General features: G+C 40.0%; 15 protein-coding genes. 6 read left to right on the top strand and 9 right to left on the bottom strand.

Annotated features, from left to right (window positions below):
• Nucleotides 1-283: 283 nt before the first annotated feature.
• Nucleotides 284-2,701, top strand: a complete 2,418-nt coding sequence (locus tag CXF64_RS04455) for a TonB-dependent receptor (protein WP_101216419.1) — start codon at nucleotides 284-286, stop codon at nucleotides 2,699-2,701.
• Nucleotides 2,702-2,805: 104 nt separating this feature from the next.
• Entirely contained in the window at nucleotides 2,806-4,389 is a 1,584-nt protein-coding gene (locus tag CXF64_RS04450) for a tetratricopeptide repeat-containing sulfotransferase family protein (RefSeq protein ID WP_101216431.1), read from the top strand.
• Between the two features lie 87 nt (nucleotides 4,390-4,476).
• On the opposite strand, the gene CXF64_RS04445 is transcribed toward CXF64_RS04450, so the two are convergent.
• The 7 genes from CXF64_RS04445 to CXF64_RS04415 form a co-directional block, all read right to left on the bottom strand.
• Complete coding sequence (locus CXF64_RS04445) at nucleotides 4,477-5,847, bottom strand: serine hydrolase domain-containing protein (protein ID WP_101216418.1); 1,371 nt, start codon at nucleotides 5,845-5,847, stop codon at nucleotides 4,477-4,479.
• Between the two features lie 519 nt (nucleotides 5,848-6,366).
• Nucleotides 6,367-6,786 (bottom strand): hypothetical protein, encoded by a 420-nt coding sequence (locus CXF64_RS04440; protein WP_101216417.1) that lies wholly within the window; start codon nucleotides 6,784-6,786, stop codon nucleotides 6,367-6,369.
• A gap of 118 nt (nucleotides 6,787-6,904) precedes the next feature.
• Complete coding sequence (locus CXF64_RS04435) at nucleotides 6,905-7,597, bottom strand: FRG domain-containing protein (protein ID WP_157823660.1); 693 nt, start codon at nucleotides 7,595-7,597, stop codon at nucleotides 6,905-6,907.
• Nucleotides 7,598-7,635: 38 nt separating this feature from the next.
• Nucleotides 7,636-8,235, bottom strand: a complete 600-nt coding sequence (locus CXF64_RS04430; RefSeq protein ID WP_101216415.1) for a hypothetical protein — start codon at nucleotides 8,233-8,235, stop codon at nucleotides 7,636-7,638.
• A gap of 809 nt (nucleotides 8,236-9,044) precedes the next feature.
• The gene (locus tag CXF64_RS04425) at nucleotides 9,045-9,539 is read right to left on the bottom strand and encodes a hypothetical protein (protein WP_101216414.1); all 495 of its coding nucleotides are present in this window, start codon (nucleotides 9,537-9,539) and stop codon (nucleotides 9,045-9,047) included.
• Between the two features lie 370 nt (nucleotides 9,540-9,909).
• Nucleotides 9,910-10,455, bottom strand: a complete 546-nt coding sequence (locus CXF64_RS04420; RefSeq protein ID WP_039488420.1) for a DUF7010 family protein — start codon at nucleotides 10,453-10,455, stop codon at nucleotides 9,910-9,912.
• A gap of 55 nt (nucleotides 10,456-10,510) precedes the next feature.
• Complete coding sequence (locus CXF64_RS04415) at nucleotides 10,511-10,915, bottom strand: hypothetical protein (RefSeq protein WP_007375644.1); 405 nt, start codon at nucleotides 10,913-10,915, stop codon at nucleotides 10,511-10,513.
• Between the two features lie 268 nt (nucleotides 10,916-11,183).
• Between CXF64_RS04415 and uvrA the strand changes: the two genes are divergently transcribed.
• Nucleotides 11,184-13,760, top strand: a complete 2,577-nt coding sequence (gene uvrA, locus CXF64_RS04410; RefSeq protein WP_101216413.1) for an excinuclease ABC subunit UvrA — start codon at nucleotides 11,184-11,186, stop codon at nucleotides 13,758-13,760.
• 53 nt (nucleotides 13,761-13,813) lie between these two features.
• Here the strand turns inward: uvrA and CXF64_RS04405 are convergent, their stop codons facing one another.
• Nucleotides 13,814-14,431 (bottom strand): LysE family translocator, encoded by a 618-nt coding sequence (locus tag CXF64_RS04405; protein WP_101216412.1) that lies wholly within the window; start codon nucleotides 14,429-14,431, stop codon nucleotides 13,814-13,816.
• Between the two features lie 71 nt (nucleotides 14,432-14,502).
• Entirely contained in the window at nucleotides 14,503-16,965 is a 2,463-nt protein-coding gene (locus CXF64_RS04400; RefSeq protein WP_101216411.1) for a S9 family peptidase, read from the bottom strand.
• Between the two features lie 167 nt (nucleotides 16,966-17,132).
• On the opposite strand from CXF64_RS04400, the gene CXF64_RS04395 reads away from it, so the two are divergent.
• The 3 genes from CXF64_RS04395 to CXF64_RS04385 all read left to right on the top strand — a co-directional run bounded on the left by CXF64_RS04395 (nucleotide 17,133) and on the right by CXF64_RS04385 (nucleotide 20,697).
• Entirely contained in the window at nucleotides 17,133-18,128 is a 996-nt protein-coding gene (locus CXF64_RS04395; RefSeq protein WP_101216410.1) for a LacI family DNA-binding transcriptional regulator, read from the top strand.
• The gene (locus tag CXF64_RS04390; RefSeq protein WP_101216409.1) at nucleotides 18,125-19,354 is read left to right on the top strand and encodes a glycosyltransferase family 4 protein; all 1,230 of its coding nucleotides are present in this window, start codon (nucleotides 18,125-18,127) and stop codon (nucleotides 19,352-19,354) included. The genes CXF64_RS04395 and CXF64_RS04390 overlap by 4 nt, the downstream gene beginning before the upstream one ends.
• Nucleotides 19,355-19,470: 116 nt before the next feature.
• Nucleotides 19,471-20,697: a threonine/serine ThrE exporter family protein gene (locus CXF64_RS04385; protein ID WP_024597230.1), complete on the top strand. Its 1,227-nt coding sequence runs from the start codon at nucleotides 19,471-19,473 to the stop codon at nucleotides 20,695-20,697.
• The last annotated feature ends 89 nt before the right edge of the window (nucleotides 20,698-20,786 follow it).

Genomic DNA, 20,786 nt, shown 5'->3' with positions numbered 1-20,786 from the left:
AATGTAATAATTTGTTTAACGAGCACGTCATAACACCATCTTTAAAAAATGAATGACTATTTACCTTTAAACAAGGGTGTGATTTTTAACCTAACTGTACCTAATAGCACTAAGCTATTGCTTATATTGCCTATTAACTAAATAAAAACCCCACACACCAACCATATTTATTCTATAAAAGTGAATTAAAATTCAATTTAGATATTCCAAGATACTTCACTCCCTGATAAACTGCTTAACTTAATTTACTAATGTAAAACATTTGAACTGGGGATCACTTTTTATGTTTAAACCAAGCTTGTTAACCTTGGCTATTTCGAGCGCTGTTTCTAGCGTATTTTTATTGCCTAATGCCGCACTTGCTCAAGAAGAAGTTGCAGCTAAAAACAAATCACTCGAAGTAATTGAAGTTACAGCAACAAGGCGCAGCGGCTCTGTGCAAAATGCACCGCTAAATATTACAGCCCTTGATGCAGATATTATGAAAGATCAAAATATCAATGAGCTTGCGGATGTAGCACGCTGGGTACCTGGTTTAACAATTACCGATCAAGGTGGCCGCTCTGGCTCGCCTATTATTGTTCGTGGTTTAAATACTAATTCATCTGGTCCATCATCAGATGGCGGCACAGTATCTACTTACATTAACGAAATTCCAGTTTCGGTAGATATGCGCCTAGTAGATATTGAGCGTGTTGAAGTATTAATTGGGCCACAAGGCACCCTTTATGGTGCAGGCACATTAGGCGGCGCAATTCGCTACATGCTTAAACAGCCTGAGCTTGATTTTACATCGCTTGAAGTTTACGGCGACCTGTTTCAAACAAAAGAAAGTGACTCTTTAGGTGGCGAAGGCGGCTTTATATTTAACCTTCCACTAATTGAAGACAAGCTTGCAGTTCGCGCCAGCTTAAACGTATATGAAGACCCAGGTTTTATCGATTACGGTTACGTAGTACGCGAGCCTGGTGTATCACTGCCAGATCCAGATTGGAGCGATAGCTCAGCAGTTAATAACAACCTTAAAAATGTAAAAGACGCCAACGGCGAAACCACCACAACAGGTCGTATTTCTGTTCGCTTTAAACCAAATGAATCGTTTGAAGGTACGCTAAACTACTTTTACCAAAACCAAGACAGCGAAGGCCGCTCGATTGTTCATTACAACAGCCTTAATGCAAACAACGGTTTAAGCGATGCAATAGGTAAATACGAATCAGCTTATCGCTTTGAAGAGCCTCGCGAGAAAAAAGATCAATTACTAAGCCTTGAACTAAAAGCCGACCTAGGTTTTGCAGAGCTCGTATCGGCAACCGGTATTTCAAGCTTTGATGCCGACGGTCAACGCGATCAAACCGATTTACTTATTCGTCTTGATTACGGCTATGAAGAATTTCCTTCGTTTTCAACGTTTACCCGTGAAATTGACGAAGAAGATACCTTCACTCAAGAAATTCGCTTAGTGTCGCAAGGCGACAGCGACTTTAACTGGATTGTGGGTGGCTTTTACAACAAAACAGAAACCGAAGCATCAAGCCGAGAGTTTACGCCTGGGTTTGACCAATTCGCTATCGATAACTTTGGTGGCGAGCAGCTAAGACCTGACTCATTAGAATACTTAGAGCTTACAAAAAGTACCGTCACTGAGTCTGCACTATTTGGTGAAGTTGGCTACCAAGTTACCGACAAATTAGATGTGACCATTGGTGCCCGTTTTTACAAGTACGACATAGAGTCGCAAGCGGCTTTTGACTTCCCGCTAGCAAATACATTGTATGGTGGAGTAGATCCTGATGTAACCACCGTTGCATACGAAAAAGACGAAGCAGGCGATAACGGTAACTTATTTAAATTTAATGCTAAATACCAGTTCACTGACTCAGTAATGGGTTATGTAACAGTAAGTGAAGGCTTTAGAATTGGCGGCTCAAACGGTTTAGTGTCTTGTCCTGATCCAATTGTTGAGGATCAACAAACAGGCTGTGGTAAACCTGACGAATTATTATATGAAGCCGACACCACAACAAACTACGAGCTAGGCTTTAAAAGTACATGGTTTAGAAGCCAGCTACACTTTAACGCCGCGTTATTTAACGTAGATTGGGATGATGCGCAAATCACTGGCGCTACAGATATAGGTCAATTAACGTACCTTTCAAACGCAGGCAGCGCTAATGCAAAAGGGGTAGAAATTTCGACTCGTGCCATTTTATCTGACTCGTTTTCAGTTTACGCTACGTACGCTTACACAAAAGCAGAACTAACATCAGACGCACCATTTTTGTTTAATGCCGATGGTACCGGTGGCGCAGAAGATGGCGACCGTTTACCAGGCTCACCTGAAAACCAATTTTCGATGGGTGTAAACTATCAAACAGACGTGTTTAACGACAAAACGCTTGATATTAACTACGGTTTAACCGCGCAAAGCGACGTTCTTTCAAGAGTAGGACTTCGTGATAACGGCGAAACACTACCAGGTTACAGCTTAAGTAATATATCAGCTAAATTAACGGCTGATGCATGGTCAACTACGCTATATGTTGATAACCTATTCAACAAATACGCGGTTACATCCGTTCGTCGTTCAGATGCCGATATAACATCCGCTAATGGCGCCGACATACAACGTAACTACGGCCATTACATTAATCGCCCGCTTACGGTAGGTGTTAAATTTAACTACAAATTTGAAATATAATTTATAGTAATTTTTAAACAGTCTCACTTTTTAAACACTGTTTTAAGGCTCAAATTTATTTGAGCCTTTTTATTTTCTTTTACAAAATAATAATTACCAAAACCATGCAGCCAAATTTAAAGCAACTTCATCAAAGCGCAATACACTCCCTAAACCAAGGTAAAATAGAGCAAGCACACAAAGCCCTAGTGGAGTTAGTTACACTCAAACCAGACTTTGCTGATGGGTATTTTTTGTTAGCTATGGTTAATTTAACTGTTGGGCAAATACACAAAGCAATAAAGCTCATCGAAAAAGCCCTTACCCTTGGCCAAAGTATTGAATACACCGCGCAACTTGCTAAATGTTACGCACTTACTGGCGAATTACAAAAAGCAAAAAACACCGCACTATCGGTGCCATTAAAGCAAATAACTAAAGCACTTGATGCCGACACACTCGGCGTTGCACTTACTCAAGCAGGCATTCACGAGCAAGCACTTAACTACTTTGAGCGCGCTATTACACTGGCTACAGCGACTAACAAAGCTCAACCACCGTTTTATTATAACTACGGCGTAAGCGCTAAGTTTTTAGGACTATTTGATAAAGCCCAACACGCTTTTGAAAATGCCATAGCGCTTAACCCGCTGCATCATCAAAGTCATTTTGCATTAAGTGATTTAACTAAAGTAAGTAAGCAAAACAACCATATTGAGCGCTTAAAAAACGTATTTGAGCAAGTAACACACCCCGATGCAAAACTGCATATTGGCCATGCTTTAGCAAAAGAGTATCAAGATATTGGTGAATTTTCAGACGCTTTTAACGCGTTAGAGCAAGGTAAAGTAGCAAAACGCACTGTGCAGCCGTTTGATCATAAAAGCTCAACTGGGTTATTTGAACATATTAAACTCTTAAGTGAACAGCACAAACAAGCGCTAACACAAGGTAACCCAACGGCCGAACCTATTTTTGTATTAGGTATGCCCCGCTCTGGCACCACATTGGTTGAGCGTATTTTATCGAGCCACAGCGACGTGCAGTCAGCCGGTGAATTACAAGACTTTGGCCTAAGCGTTAAAAAGCTCAGCCAAACGCAAACACCTCACGTGCTCGACACTCAAACGCTCAGTAAAGCCTACGAGCTTGATTTTAATCAGCTTGGGTCAACCTATTTAAACGCAACACGCGTAATAACAGGCAGCCATAAACACTTTATTGATAAGCTCCCGTTTAACTTTTTTTATATCGATTTAATAACCAAAGCACTGCCAAACGCTAAAATTATTTGTATGCTGCGCGACCCAATGGACACCTGCATTGGTAACTACCGCCAATTATTTACCATTAATAACCCCTACTACGCCTACTCGCTCGACCTACTCGACACAGCAAAATTTTACAGCCGTTTTTACAAACTAATGCAGCACTTCAGCATGCAACACAGCAATATAAAATTAGTAAAATACGAAGAGTTAGTCGCACAGCCCGAGCAACAAATTAAAGAGTTAGTCAGCTTTTGTAATTTAGAATGGCAAGCACAATGTATAGATTTTCACTTAAACACCGCACCAGTTTCTACTGCAAGTAAAATGCAAGTACGCCAACCACTTAACAATAAAGCAATTGGCCGTTGGAAAGCGTTTAGGCCCCATACTGATGAAATTGAAGATTACTTTTTAAAGCAAAATATCAGTTTTGAGTAAGCATTTTATAGCTGGGAGTTAAATGGATGGACTTAGGGATAGTCCGCTTTGTGCCAAGAGCAGCCGTTGATAACCTTAGCCTATTTTTCATAATTCTAATTTAACAAGTGCATCTTGCTCACCTTGATATAAATGCACTGGGACGATTTCATGCTTCCCATTATTTTCTCTAAGCTGAAAGTAATTTTCAGTACACTCATAAGAGTACGAGTTGTTTTCCCTGGGTATGATTTTTAGTTTACTCTCACCTTCATATTGAGAATAAAGTGTACCTTTTTCGAACGAAATATTTAAAATTTTCGAATCGGAAGAACGATAACTTCCAACTAAAGATGCTGCTAGGGCCTTTGCTTTTTGACTATTTACTTGCTTAGGAGATAAATTTAGTTGTAGCGCTATCATGTCTAATAGAGCAGGGCCTGGGTGTTTTGTGTCGATGTTGGTTAAAGCTGTAGCGGTTAAATCTTCATTCGGGAAATAGACATGCCAAGCAAAAAATCCGGGAACCTGACCTTGGTGGCTAAAGCTATCTAATCCACTTATTTTGTATATATCTAAGCCATATCCATAACCCACATGCGAATTATTATTTAATAATGCCTTGGTGGTCATTAGTTTATAGTTTTCTTTTGAAATTACATGCCCTGACTTTAATGCATTTTGCCAAAGGTGCATATCAGCAAGTGTAGAAGCAATAGCGCCCGCAGAATAGATCCAACTACGATCAACATTCCATTGCCTTTCAGTTGAATCTTCAGGATTAATATACTTTTTAGGCTCATTACGATTAGTAGTGTAGCCGTTTACTTTCCCAGCAGATGTTCCTTTAGTAATAACAAAAGTATTATTCATTTTCAGAGGTTTAAAAAATGTGTTTAACATGAACTGGTCATACGGAGTATTAGAAGCAACTTCAATTACTTTTCCCAGAAAGACGTAACCCAAATTTGAATAACTATATTTTTTACCAGGCTCAGAGTTAAGGGGTTGTTTACTTATACTTTGTATAACTTGATCAATAGAAGCATATTTATCATAAATTTTACTGACTGAAGGATCCCCTAAGTAATCTGGCAGACCAGAAGTATGGTTTAAAATTCTATCAATCGTTAAATACCTAAACTCAGGGTTAATATCAGGAATAAATCGCGCTAATGTATCTTGTAATGATAGCTTTTTTTCTTCCGATAGCTTCAAGATCGCTGCAGCCGTAAATGTTTTCGTGACAGAACCTATTTGAAATATATCATCTACATTGAGGGGTCTCTCAGTATCAATATTTGCCAAACCAACCGCACCACTATAAATATGTTTACCTGAATGTTCTAATCTAACAACCATGCCAGGAGCTTCTGAAGAGTTATGGCACTGCATTAATTCAGCAAAGTTGTGTTGTTGTGCAACTGCTTTTATTCCATACAACCCTACAAAAAGACAAAAAAATATATTTTTTCCCATAAACTATGTTCTCTTAATCATTAAATAAATCTGTAAATAAAAAACACACACAGATTACACGTGTAATCAATGGTATTACATATAACAGCTGCTTGCAATTTAATAAAGAAAACCAATATTATTCAATAGCTTATTTAATTCTCTCAATGAAGGTATATTTGCTTATAAAGGCCAAGTGAATGTAACAGCTTTATCAGAGGTCATTCTTTACCTTAACGTGGTAGCGTTCTTATTTTAGTATTTTCTATTAATAGTAAAAGGGTAAGTCATTGCTAATTAAGAGTATTATTAGAAACGGAGATTGTTTTTATATAAAAACTAAAAAACTTCTTTTATCATATTACTTAGATGGTACGAGTTAAATCAACTAGCCACTCAATGTCTACTTTTTCGGGTCAGATCAACCCGCTGCTTAGTGCCAATTGCGGACGGTGGTGAAATGTATTAACCTGATAAAACAGTTGACTAAACCTGTAGTTAAAATAAGTTTAGGTGCAGATTTAATTGAACTTCCCCCTTTTATGTATTTTTAACACGATCTAAAATGCTTTTATAGAAACGTGTGTATCCGTATAGGCTCCCTTGGCGTTCAAGTAAATCATAACTTGGTTTGTGTGCTTTTTTAAACTTATAGGGTTTATGGAATAGTGAGTCACTAGTAATTATACAGTCACTAATACAACTTGAAAACTGGTGAGCTGTTAAGTCAATAATTAGTTTATCGTCTACAACGACCCAGTAATGGAAATAGTCACCCAATTGATTAAGAGTATAAGTAACACCTCTCACACCTTGCGACTCTAGAAAAAGTGCAAGCATCTGGCTAGTCACTTCGCACGATCCGAACGGGAAACCACTTAATTCTGCATCAACAAATTTAGCTTCATTTATCTCACAAATTAACGCGTGTTTAAAACTTTCGACTAACTTGGCTATCAAATTATTTGCTCCATAGCATCTAGCTGCAACGTTAATAAAAAGAAATAGTTGGGTAAAATTATCGGAGCTAGCGCAAACTCAGTTGTTTTTTGTCCTTCTAAATACCAGTTATTTGTTTTTACTTATTAAAATAAGATTGATACTTACTCTTGTTCATGCTCAAAATATCGTAAGACAAACTATCTAAATCACTAAATATAAAAGCTTTACCAATGCCAATTTTAAGAAGTTTCCAACGAATTGACTTTTTGTAAGCAGCTGGAATAACTATCTTCTTCGTAACGCGACTTAAGTCCTCAGTGTTCGGATTACTATGGATAGTAAATAAACCATTTTGATTTCGATACCTTGTATGGTCTTGGCTGGGTACAATTTCCATTAATTCAGTTATCGCAAATGGATCTCTCCATCCTGTAACCGTTTCGTGATTGATTAACTTATTTAAGTAAGAGCAATACACTGCAGCATCACTGTCAATTTCATTTTCTATTGCAAAAAATAAAGCAACCAGAGGGTTAAATGTCCAATCTAAAAGCCTAGTCGGCAAACCGTGGTGCTGTGCTAGAAATAACCACTCTAGTTCTGTTTTTGGTATAAAGCTATTGTAAAGGGGAGCGCTTCTTTTAAAGTCACGTAGAAGTTGTTTTTCAAATTCTGTTTGAGTTTTTAAATCCTTAATCCCAAAGCGCCCAGCTGTTGGCACTAATTTAAACTCAGTAACATTTCCTACGCCCCTATAAATTTCAGTTTCTGCTAATGTATTAAATTCTGCCAAGTATTGTTCAAGTGTGTTAATAGTTACAACAACCAATATTTATCTCCAAACTGTTCGAAACGTATAACGCCTTGTTAGGTTTTCGCCCACTTAACTATCCGCTTCCTAGTGAATTTATTAATTAAAGCCTGAGAGACTTTAAATTTAAAACTACTTTCACCAGAGTTCCAGTCAAGTAACCTATTACAATACAATGATATGGCGTACTTGTTTAGTTGGTCGTTATACTTTTTTAAAAAGGTTAACACATAAGTTTCGGCAAAAATTTCTGATTGCAGATGATCTGTAATCAACTTGTCGGTGTTAATATGTTTTTTAAGTTTAAAATCTTTAAAATGTCCAATTTCATGAATTAGAGACAAATATTTCCAAGCAAAGTTTAGCTGCTCGTGTTCATCCGTTATAATGTCTTTAATAACAATTAAAGCTTTAGATTTTTGTGACACAGAATAGAAAAGCGTATAACCAGCAAAGTTACTTTGTTCACTTTCACTCTGATGCTCTGATTTGTTTTCGCGGGTATTGGTAAACTTATAAACATTATCACATTGAATTTTGAACTCTTCAAAAAGTAGAGCCTTATCTACTGGACAAGAATCGTATTCAACTATGTCAACACAATTACCTTTCGATTGCGTTATTAACTCTTCGTATAATTCTTTAAAAGACTCCAATTGAACTCCATGTATGATGGAAGCCTAACAGCTTTATAAGAGGACACTTTCCATATTACTACGCAAAACTGTACTTATTTAATGAGCTTCTATTAATAGCAAAAAGCATAAATTATTGCTAGCTATATATATTATGCTTAGGATGGTTTATTTCGTCTTGTAGAAAAGGGAAAGCTTTCTCGTTGCACCACTAGCCCAATGACCACTATTCGCTTGATACCGAAGTACGCCTTTGTGCCAATTTCGACGGTCAGTCGTAACATTAAACGTTTGTATGCTTTCTTTATATAGAAAGAAGCTTAGGTTAACGGCCCACAAAAGGCCACAAGACTTGTTCCCAGTGACTGAACTACGTCACCTACCGAAGCAATAGAGCATTTTACAAATGATACGACTCTCCTCATAAGGCTACCCTCCTTCTCAGAACTTTGGTCTGAGTCCAATGTTGTTAACATGCGATTTTTGATGTATGCCAAAACCACCAACATAATTAAGACAGCCGAGAACAAAACAAATACGGGAGGATTCGAACCTCCACCGATAATTGTTAACCTAAACTTCTTTGACACCTAGTGCTTCAAATATGGGCCATATATTTGCTGGCTATAAAGAGCCAGTGCGCATGCATCCCAATTCGTGAAGCGGATGAACATGATATGTGTGTTAGTTCTTTTCTAACTTTTTTTTTCTGAGGGCTGAGGCGGCTTCACTTTTGGCATAGGAGTACCAGTCGACGATGGAGGCAACCCCTTATTTGTTTTTGTATCATGCCCTGTGCTTTGACTCTTGTTGTTTGACATTAGAATTCCTTACCCATAAAAGTTTTTAAAATATTGCCCAGCTTGTTCATTTGCTTCAGCTAAAAGTGAATCGATTACTGGAAGAGGGTCAGAGCCCAAGTATTTATTGATAATTATCCGCCTTTTTTCTTTGTAATTCATATGCAGTTTATGAGTATCGTCATCTGGTAACTGACCTTCAGCTATAGCAAACCAATCACTTTCCATTGCTAAAAAGAGTGCTTCCAAATCGTTTGTTATCCCATGTAACGCTTTCAATCTTTTTGAGTATGGTAGGTGACTTTTTGTAGCTGAAATGACCTGAGAGAAAGCGATCAGTGTAGCCCATACAAAAGAAAATTGAGACCATATAGCCCAACTAGCAATACTTGAACTGCTGGCTATTGCTAGAAACATATTGACGTTTCTATCTATATTAATGTTCCTTTCTTGGTATAGCTCAAGATAGATCACGTGAATCTTTAATTGGTCGAGCTCTCTCCAATATTTTTCTTGGTACTGCATCCTTACTCCAATTGAGGACTAACGTCTTATTCTGTAACATCTTAGTAGCTTATAAAACCCCAAAACTACGTATATTAAACACTCCAATAATTCCACTAATAATAATCTTTGTAAACAAACAATTAAAATAGCTAAATTCAAGGGTTCTTATTTTGCACCAAAACGGCGGTTAATTATATTATCAGATTAAATTAGGGTTCTAATCATCAAAATAGAAGTAAGTTTAACTTTTTCAATGTCCGGTTATCGCTCTAAGCCGACTAATGGATACATGCAATTTGCAGATACTCAATACTTTAAAAGCCTTTGCTATATACCAAGCTGAAGGGTAACTCCAACAGCATGCTATTTTTGCTATTATAAGAGCTTGTTATTCTGTTTTTAAAACCATACCTTTCGATTGGGCAAATATCACTAGCGCAAATACTATTTCGGTTATCCCGCCAATAAAGGCGCCGATTACAAAATTGGCATTCAATACAATACACAACATGCCAGAAAACATAAGCGAAACACCTAAAATCCAGTACACTTTCATGCCATATAAAGTGTTGAAAACTAAATAGCGAACACCAATTATCATCAGCATTATTGAATAAAACCATTCAGCTTGAAGTTTTGCTACATAAAACGCTAAAAACAAACCAACAAATAAAATAATAGTGCTTTCTAAGGCCAATTTACCTAATGGGTTTTTAGGGTCATGATTGCCAGAGCGTTTAAGCGCTTTTGAAAGTAGCATGGCTAAAGGATGTATAAACATACCACCAAAAAACAAAGTAAGCATACTCGATTGATTTGAATGCAGTAATGCGACAAAGCCAGCTATACACCAAACCAAGCCAGACACTAATACACCGGTTCCACCACCGAAGTATGCGAGGTTCATATTTTGTTGCGCATCTTCAAACTTCATAAAAACCCTTAATTTTAGAAATATCCCTAATTTAATATTATCGCATCGTTATTAGTTACAAATCGTTACTCGAATACACACTTAAAATAGGGAATTTATAATCGGCAAACGATACAGTTACCGATTGTGTTTCGTTGCCTTTAAAACCGAGTTTAAATTCCATTGGCATGAATCGGCTGCCGTCAGCAAAAAGTGCAAGTAAGTGCTCCTCGCCTAATTCTCGATTGCCCGACGATAAGTTAGTTAGCGTTATAACAGCCCAGCGTTCGCCCTCTTCATTGCTCATTAATACATAATTAACGATTTTAAAATCCCCTTTTTTAGGGGTTATGTTGCTATCGTTTGCAAACGATAAGTGCATGCTATTTGGTACTGCACGGTCAACATTTAGCGCTTTAATAGAGTCGGCTTGGGTTGCCCACGAAAGCACTAATAAAATGATCACTAAGGCTTTATTCACTGTTAGTTCCTTTTTATTACCTAGTAAAATACCTAGTAAATTACGTAACAAATTACATAACAATAACTGTTTAAATTATATTCGCATTCCATACCTATTATGTAAACAAACAATCATCGCAATTTTATCCAGCGCTTTGGCTTCGCCACTACAGACTAAGCGCTCATTCAGTGTGCTTGCGCTATTTTAGGGTAATAACGAGTGATAAGAGTAAATAATTCAAAGCTAACTTAAAGTAAAAAGCGCGATTAAACAGGAGTATAAACGTATGGCAAGCACACATAAAAACTCAACAATGGATTTATCTGATCCCAGTAACAGAATTCAAGTAAGAGGGGCGCGCGTTCACAACTTGAAAAATGTAGACGTTGATTTACCTCGTAACGCATTGGTTGTTTTTACAGGAATATCGGGCTCTGGAAAATCGTCGCTTGCGTTTGGAACGCTGTTTGCTGAGTCGCAGCACCGCTATCTTGATTCAGTATCGCCTTACGCCCGTAGGTTAATAGATCAAGTTGATGAGCCCGATGTTGATTCTATTGAAGGGCTACCGCCTGCCGTTGCTTTGCAGCAGCAACGCGGCGCACCGTCGGTTCGCTCATCCGTTGGCAGCATAACAACTATTTCTAACGCGCTACGCATGCTTTACTCACGTGCAGGCGAATACCCCAAAGGGCAAGGCATACTTTACGCCGATGCGTTTTCGCCGAATACGCCACAAGGTGCGTGCCCAGAATGCTCAGGAATAGGCCGAGTGTTTGAAGTAACCGAAAAGCTACTTGTGCCAGATGATACAAAAACTATTCGCCAGCGCGCCATTGAAGCGTGGCCACCAGCATGGCAAGGTAAAAACCTAAGCCGTATTCTTACTTCCCTTGGATATAACATAGACACGCCTTGGAACAAACTTACTAAAAAAGCACGCGATTGGATTTTATTTACCGACGAAACACCTACTGTGCCGGTATACCCAGATTACACCTATGAGCAAACACAAAATGCGATAAAAAATAGCGAAGATCCAAGCTACATGGGAACTTTTTCAAGCGCTAAACGCTTTGTTTTACAGTCTTTTGCTACTACCCAAAGCCCGCGTACTAAAAAGCGCGTATCGCAGTTTATGCAAATATCGCAGTGCCCTACTTGCCAAGGTAAAAAATTAAAACAAGCATCGTTAAGTGTTAAATTTGCAGGGCTCGATATTGGCGAGCTATCTCAACTTACATTAAACGAACTTGCTAAAAAGTTAAGTAATGCCGCCAACACCAAAGTAAATAAAAATACAAAAAATCCAGAGCAAGCCATTGTTACGCAGCGCATTGCCAGTGATATTCTCACTCGTATTGAAGCACTAACCATGCTTGGTTTAGGGTACTTGTCGCTTGAGCGTACAACGCCAACGCTCTCACCCGGAGAGCTACAACGATTGCGACTTGCCACACAAATTCGTTCTAAATTATTTGGGGTGGTTTACGTGCTAGATGAACCTTCAGCGGGTTTACACCCTGCAGACACACAAGCACTTTTAAAAGCGCTCGACGAGTTAATAGCGGCTGGCAATTCTGTATTTGTTGTTGAACACGATGTTAGCGTTGTTAAACATGCCGATTGGATTGTTGATGTGGGTCCTAATGCCGGTGTACACGGAGGCGACATTATTTACAGCGGCCCTGTTGAAGGGTTAAGCAAAATAAAAAATTCGCACACCGGTCGTCACCTTTTTGCTAAAAACGCCAGTCAAGAGTCTACTCAAAACAGCGCGCAAAAAAAGGAGCAAAGGCAGCCTAGTGCGTGGTTAAAATTGGCTGATATTGAGCGTAACAACCTTAAAAAACTCAATGCAGAATTTCCACTGGGTGTTATGACAACCGTTACTGGTGTTTCGGGCTCTGGTAAATCAAGTCTAGTAAGCCAAGCGTTAGTAGAACTTGTTTACGAAGCACTTGGGCAAAAAATAATAACGGAAGCGCCAACCGACGAAGCCGACTTACTCGAACAGGAGCTGCAAACACACACCAGCGGAAAAATCATTGAAGGTATAAATAATATAAGCCGCCTGATTACCGTAAATCAAAAAGCGATTGGCCGTACCCCTCGTTCAAACTTAGCTACCTATACGGGTTTGTTTGATCACGTGCGTAAACTATTTGCTTCAACACAAAAAGCAAAAGAGCGCCGTTACGATGCGGGTCGCTTTTCGTTTAATGTTGCTAAAGGTCGATGTAAAAACTGTGAAGGCGTTGGCTTTGTGAGTATAGAGCTACTGTTTTTACCTAGTGTTTATTCACCTTGCCAAGTGTGTCATGGCAAACGTTATAACGAGCAAACACTTGAGGTTACATATCGTGATAAAAACATAAGCGATATCCTCAATTTAACGGTTGAATCGGCGTATACCTTTTTTGAAAATGAACCTGCAATACTGCGAGCACTCGATGCACTTATGCAAGTTGGTCTTGGGTATTTGCGTTTAGGGCAACCTGCCACTGAGCTTTCTGGCGGTGAAGCGCAGCGTATTAAATTAGCAACGGAGCTGCAACGTGCGCAGCGCGGTAACACACTTTATATTCTTGATGAGCCAACCACAGGCCTGCATCCATCGGATGTATCAATGCTGATGTCGCAGTTAAATAAATTAGTTGATGCTGGCAACACCGTTATTATGGTTGAACACGATATGCAAGTAGCCCGTAATAGTGACTGGGTAATTGATGTAGGCCCAGGCGCGGGGCAACAGGGAGGCGTGATAGTCGCACAAGGTACACCGCAAAAGGTGTCTGAGTCAAAACAAAGTAAAACTGCGCCATTTTTAAAAGCGCAATTAAGCCACACACACTCTGGTTAAGCGGTTTATCGTCAGTTTGCGTGTAATAAAAAAGAGCCAGAGGCTCTTTTTTATTAATCAAGGGCCAACCAAACGCCCACAAGTATCATTAAACTGCCTGCTATACGGTTCATCCATTTAATATTATCGCCACGGGCTAAAAATAAACGTAAGCTTTTACCGCCTGTTGCATACGCTAACATACTTAAAAATTCGGTGGTCATTATAACGCCAAGCAATACTAAAAGCTGAGGAGCTACAGCATGGTCAACACTTATAAACGGCGGTAATAACGAGATCATAAACGCCCACCCTTTAGGGTTAGCAATTGCGGTTACAAAACCCTGAGTAAATAACGACTTCCTACTTACGTCACTTGGTTTTGAGGTATCGACCGACATTTTGCCTTTGGCTCGCCACATGTTAACGCCAATGTAAATTAAGTACGCACCGCCTACCCACTTTAAAATGGCAAATGCATCTGGGTAATTTAGCATTACGCTTGCAACGCCTAATACCGCAGCTATGGCAACGGTTGCTACGCCTAACAGCTCACCTATCATCATCCATAATGTGCGGCGCACGCCAATGCTCATACCGAGTGTCATGGCAAGGGTCATACACATACCTGGGGTGATAGACACAAAAAAGAACGTAGGAATAAAAACCGCAAGTGCTGCTACATCAATCATTAATTTACTCTCATATTAAAAGCAAAAACGCGGCTATAAGTAGCCGCGCTGTTGCTTACTCATGTTTATTACTATTGCCCAGTACTTACCACGGGTTCAGTAATAACCTCTACTGGCTCTGCTGTATCATTTAGTAAATACTTATCTAACCACTGTTCTTGTTCCCACAATACATGCAATAAGCTTTTACGCGCACGGTAACCATGTGCTTCGTAAGGGAGCATTACTAAGCGAGCATCTTTACCTAAACCTTTAAGCGCTGCGTACATGCGCTCACTTTGCATTGGGAAGGTTCCTGAATTAGGATCTTCTTGACCGTGGATCATTAGCATTGGCTCGTTAATTTTTTCAGCGTGAAAAAACGGCGACATATTAGCGTACACACTTTGTGCTTGCCAAAAATCACGCTCTTCTCCTTGAAAACCAAACGGCGTTAATGTGCGGTTATACGCGCCACTGCGGGCAATACCTGTTTTAAATAAATCGCTATGAGCCAATAAGTTAGCAACCATAAATGCACCATACGAGTGCCCTGCTATGGCAATTTTGTTTTTATCGGCAATACCTTTTTTAACTAATACATCAACAGCTGCTTGCGCACTTGATACTAACTGCTTTCTAAAGTTATCGTTTGGCTCGCTGCCATCAATACCCACTATTGGCATTTTAGGGTCGTCAAACACAGCAATCCCTTTAGCAAGGTAAGGCATTGGCCCCCAATAACCAATGTAGGTAAATGCATAAGGCGATTCGCGCACTTGCGATGCTACTGCTTTATCTTTGTATTCAAGTGGATAAGCCCACATAAGCACCGGTAACGGGCCTTGTGTTTTATCGTACCCTGGTGGTAAATAAAGCGTGCCCGAAAGCTCAACACCGTCGTCGCGTTTATAACGTAATTGCTCTTTAGTTACGCCTTTAAATGCAGGGTACGGATGCTCAAATGTCGTTAATTGCGTTAGCGTGTCGTTACCTAAATCACGTATAAAAAAGTTAGGTTGCTCAGTTTTAGATTCGCGAATAGTAATAAATCGCTCACCTTCGTCGTCAAGCAGAGCGCGTACACGCTCGTAGTATGGCGCTTCTGATTGCCATAAACGCTTGCTGCTATTTGTTTTAACATCGTATTGGTCTAAAAACGGGATATTACCTTGCTCTGAAGCTCCATTACCGCGCAGGTAAATATAACGCCCGCCTACAATTTTAATTACGTTTGCGCCTAAATCGTTGCGCTCGTAAATTGCATTACCAGGGTCTTTATACGCGTCGTTGTAACTACGCTCTGAAAATAGCACGCGGTTTCTGTCGGTATTTCGAGGTTGTACAACAAAGGTGCGTACTTGGCGATCGCTAAAGCGCCAGTCTGTCAGCATTGCTACGTTTTCGTTACCCCACTCCATTCCCGCATAACGGCGTTCTACTTTGGCAAATAATTTAGGCTCGCGTTTAAAGGGTGCACGTAAGCTGTAAACATAATCATGATGCTCAACGTCGGTTTTCATGTCGCCGCCATCTTGCGCCTGCGCCCAAATAACTTCTGCACCTTGATCGGCTCGCCATTCAAAATCGCGGCGGCCAGTGCGTACACTGTCGTAACCTTGTGGAATATTATCGGCAAGTGGCTGTTTTGCCAGCTCTGCTAATGCATAGCCGCGCATGCCCCATATTTGCCATGTGCTTGCAAATCGGCTGTAAGGCACTTGATACGAAAACGGCTCATTAATACCGGCTACTAAAATATTGGTAGAATCAGGTGACACCGAAAACGATTTAAATAAAGAAGGGCTACCTATTGCTTGAGTATTGCCATCAAGCGTTATGTAAGCCAATTGCCCTTGGCCGTAAAACTTAAATTGTGATTCATCAAACGGGCTGGTTAATAAATTTTGGTAAGTACGTGCTGGTGCTTTTTCACCAGTACTTTGTTGAATAACAGGCACTACATTTTGGCTGTTATTTTCAAGCCTTGGTTTACCAAAATTAACAGCGAGATTTGCAACAATGGCGCTGCTATCTGGCAGCCATTTATATGGTGAGGCAGTTAGTACCGAATTTAACGCAGCACTAGTTAACTCTTTTGCTTGTTTGGTTTCAACGCTGTAAAGCCATAAGTTGGCTTGGGTTGGTTGCTCAACAACAAAGGCTAAATATTTACTATTAGATGACCATTTAGGTGAGCGAATAATGCCATTAGGTAAGTTGTTAATACTGATAACCGACCCGCTTTGAACATGCTTTAGCTCCACGGCACTAAATTTGGCACTCACACGAGAGCGCGAAAAATTAGCGGGGTTTAGCTTAATGCCAGCAAGCTTAAGCTCTTCTTTTGCAAGTTCATCAAGGGTTACTACACGTTTGCGTTCAAAAAGCGCTAGCCACTGGCCATCGCTCGATAAGTAACTAGTGGGTGCTAACTTAGCGTCAACCAATGCTGCAAGTTCAGGTGATGGGGTTTGATAGCCCTGCTCGGCGTAACTTGTTGGTACTAATGCCGCACAACAAATAAAGGCAACTAACAGCCTAAAAGCGCTCATGTTTTTATCCTTTTGTTATTTTTTTACTCTTATAAGCGTATATAAACACGTTTTGCTTTGTTCATAAAGTATTAAGGTAAGTTAAACACCTCTAAAAGATGACTTAATAGTGCTGATTAAGCTAAACTACAGCGCTATTTATTCACCACTGCGGTACTTAAAATACAATGCATAACAAAGCCAAATCAGTCACTATTTTTGATGTTGCAGAGCGTGCTGGTGTATCAAAATCAACCGTATCGCTGGTACTTACCCAAAGCGATAAAGTGGGCAATAAAAGTAAACAAAAAATACTCAAAGCGATTGATGAGCTAGGTTACGTTTATAATCGTGATGCCGCTGCTATGCGCTCAAAGCGCTCAAATTTAGTGGCCATAGTAATAAACGATTTAACTAACCCAGCTATGGCACACCTTGCTACCAGCCTACAACTTTTGTTAAACGACAACGGCCTACAAGCCATGATTGTAAGCAGTAATAATAGCCTTGAGCTACAAGCAAACGCAGTTAAAAACTTAAAAGAATACAACGCTGCTGCATTTATTATTTGCCCCGTTGCAAATACTTGCCCCAAATGGCTTGATACGCTCAGCGCGCAACACAAAGTAATTACCGTAATGAGTGAAGTGCCTTTTAGCGCAGCTCCTTGTGTATTACCCGACTATAAAAAAGCCAGCCACGTAGCCAGTATGCATTTGCTCTCACAAGGCGTGACAGACATTGCATTTATAGGCAGTGAACTTACTTTAAGTGATTCACAAGCACTACAAAGTGGCTTTAATACCGCTTGCGCGCAGCACAGCATTACACCATTAGCACCCATTCACTGCGCAGTAAACACAGCCCTTAGCGCTAAAAATGCATTTATAGAAGCATATAAACACAACCCAACATTAAACGCAGTGGTGTGTGCAAACGATATTATTGCTCAAGGTGTTATTGCCGCTATTAACTCATTAACACATCAATGTATTAAAGTGGTGAGCTGCCACCATATTCCTAATAGCGCGGTTATAAATGATCACTTAACCACTGTGGCTATAAGTACAACTGATATAGCCAAGCGGTGCCTTTTAATACTGCAAGAGCTACTACAAAATACAGCCCCGCCAGTAAAAACACTGGTAAATGTAAACTTACAAATTAGAGATTCTAGCCAATGAAAAAAGTGCTGGTAATTGGCTACGTATGGCCAGAGCCAAATTCGTCTGCTGCGGGAACGCACATGATGTCGTTATTAAATGCATTTAGAGCGCAAAACTGGGACGTTGAATTTGCAACGCCCGCGCAGCGCACCGATCACATGGTAAATCTTGACGACTTCGGCATAACCAGTCAAAGCATTGCACTAAACTGCGACAGCTTTGACGAATACGTTAAAGCCTATAATCCAGATATAGTCATGTTTGACCGTTTTATGATGGAAGAACAATTTGGCTGGCGCGTCGATAAACATTGCCCACACGCAATTAAAATTTTAGATACCGAAGATTTACAATGTCTGCGTAACGCTCGCCACGAAGCGTTTAAAGGTGAGCGTGAGTTTACAACCAGCGATTTACACTCAGACATAGCAAAACGCGAAATTGCCGCTATTTTACGCTGCGACCTAAGCTTAATTATTTCAAGTTATGAAATGAGCCTGCTAAACAGCGTATTTAAAATAGAGCCAAGCCTATTACACCATTTACCGTTTATGGTTGATTTAAGCTCACTGCCTACAAATACAAAAACGTTTGAGCAGCGCCAGCACTTTATGACCATAGGTAACTTTAGACACGCGCCAAACTGGGATGCTGTACTTTACCTACAAAAAATATGGCCACTTATTCGCAAGCAGCTACCAAAAGCAGAACTACATATTTATGGCTCTTACCCACCACCAAAAGCCACGGCACTAAATAACCCTAAAACAGGGTTTTTAATAAAAGGCTGGGCCGATAATGCGTTTGATGTAATGCAAAGCGCACGCGTATGTTTAGCTCCACTGCGTTTTGGTGCAGGGATTAAAGGTAAATTGCTTGAAGCCATGATTATGCAAACACCCAGCGTTACCACTAACATTGGCGCAGAAGGCATGCATAACGATTTACCATGGCCGGGTAAAATAGCCAACACCGCCGACGACTTTGCCAGTGCTGCCATTGAGATGTACACCAATCAAAGTGACTTTGAACAAGCACAGCAAGATGGCAACACGCTCCTTAATACGCTTTACGATAAAGCACAATTAAGCGCTGCGTTAATCCAAAAAATTGATTCAATAAGTTGCGATTTAAGCGCTCATCGCGAAAAAAACTTCACAGGCCAAATGCTCAAACATCATACAATGCGCAGCACTCAATACATGTCGCAATGGATAGCTGAAAAAAATAAAAAATTAGATTAAAAATGACTAGACACGCACCAATTAGTGTTTAAAATCGCGCCCATCAAACGTGGGCATTTTTAGCTGTATTGTCTATATTTTTAGCTTAGTTATCGCAATATTTGGTCCAAAAAGATTTGAAAACTGCAACCTTTACAGAAAAACGCAAATTTATCGTTAAATTGGGTAAAATGCTTCACAAGTATGGCACCCCAGCCTACCGCCTAGAAGCCCACCTAATGGAAGTGGCTACATACTTAGGACTTAAATCGTCATTTGTTATGTCGCCAACCTCTGTAACGTTTGTTATTTGGACCGATGGCCACGAAGACGAATATACCCATGTTGCACGTGTAGACCCTGGCGATCACGATTTAGGCTCACTTGCCGACACCGACGACCTTGTAAACCAAATGCTTGACGACAAGCTAAGTTTACAAGAAGTTGATGCGCAACTAGACGCTATTTTTGTAATGCCAAACCCATACAATAAACTTGTTACGGGCGTTGCGTTTGCAACTTCTGGTGGTGCGTTTGCAATGTTAATGGGTACTAGCTGGACTGATGTTATTTGGTCATCGCTACTTACTTTAGTTGTTTATGTGTTTGTGCTTTGGTCTGGGCGCTCAAAACGCGTAGCACATATGCTTGAGCCATTAGTGGCCATAATATCAGCCATACTTGCCTGTGCAGTAAGTGTGTATATAACACCTGAGATAAATATACGCTTGGTGGTACTTTCGGCCATTATTGTGTTTATACCCGGTTTAGCACTTGCGCTTGGTTTAGCTGAGCTGGCAGCACGGCATTTAGTCTCTGGTACTGCGCGAGTCATGGACTCGTTTATGCTGTTATTTAAACTCTATTTTGGCGGTTTTATTGGCATAGGTATTGGCTTTGCACTCTTTGGGCAAGCTGACTTTGTACAACCTGAGCCATTACCAAAGTGGACCGCATGGCTGGCTATATTTTTACTTTGTAGCAGCTTAATCGTTATTTTTAGAACCAAACTTAAGCACGCGGTTTGGTCTATTGCATCAGGCTTTATAGCGTATGGCACCAGTATTGGCTCGGCTATGTATCTTGATTACACATTAGGTACGTTTGTGGGTGCTTTATCGGTGGGTATATTTAGTAACTTGTTTAACCGCGTTGCTAATGCGCCAGCCTCTATTGTGGCCATGCAAGGCTTAATTGTATTAGTACCAGGTAGCAAAACCTATATTGGCTTAAACTCACTAATTGAAGGCCAAGACTTTATATACGCAGAACACATAGGCCAACAAACGTTTTTAATATTTATGTCGCTTGTTGCAGGACTAATATTTGCAAACGTCGCCCTACCGCCTAAAAAGAGTTTGTAAGTGATACTGAGCGCTCGCTTTACTTTGATTGAGTAAAGCGAGTGAAACGTTAAACTAAAACAACTACCAAGTAGCAATTGATGCCAATG

Origin of the sequence: Pseudoalteromonas sp. GutCa3 (assembly GCF_002836155.1) — a bacterium.
GTDB lineage: Bacteria > Pseudomonadota > Gammaproteobacteria > Enterobacterales > Alteromonadaceae > Pseudoalteromonas > Pseudoalteromonas arctica.
The sequence above is the reverse complement of the archived record's forward strand: the minus strand, read 5'-3'. Positions and strand labels throughout refer to the sequence as shown.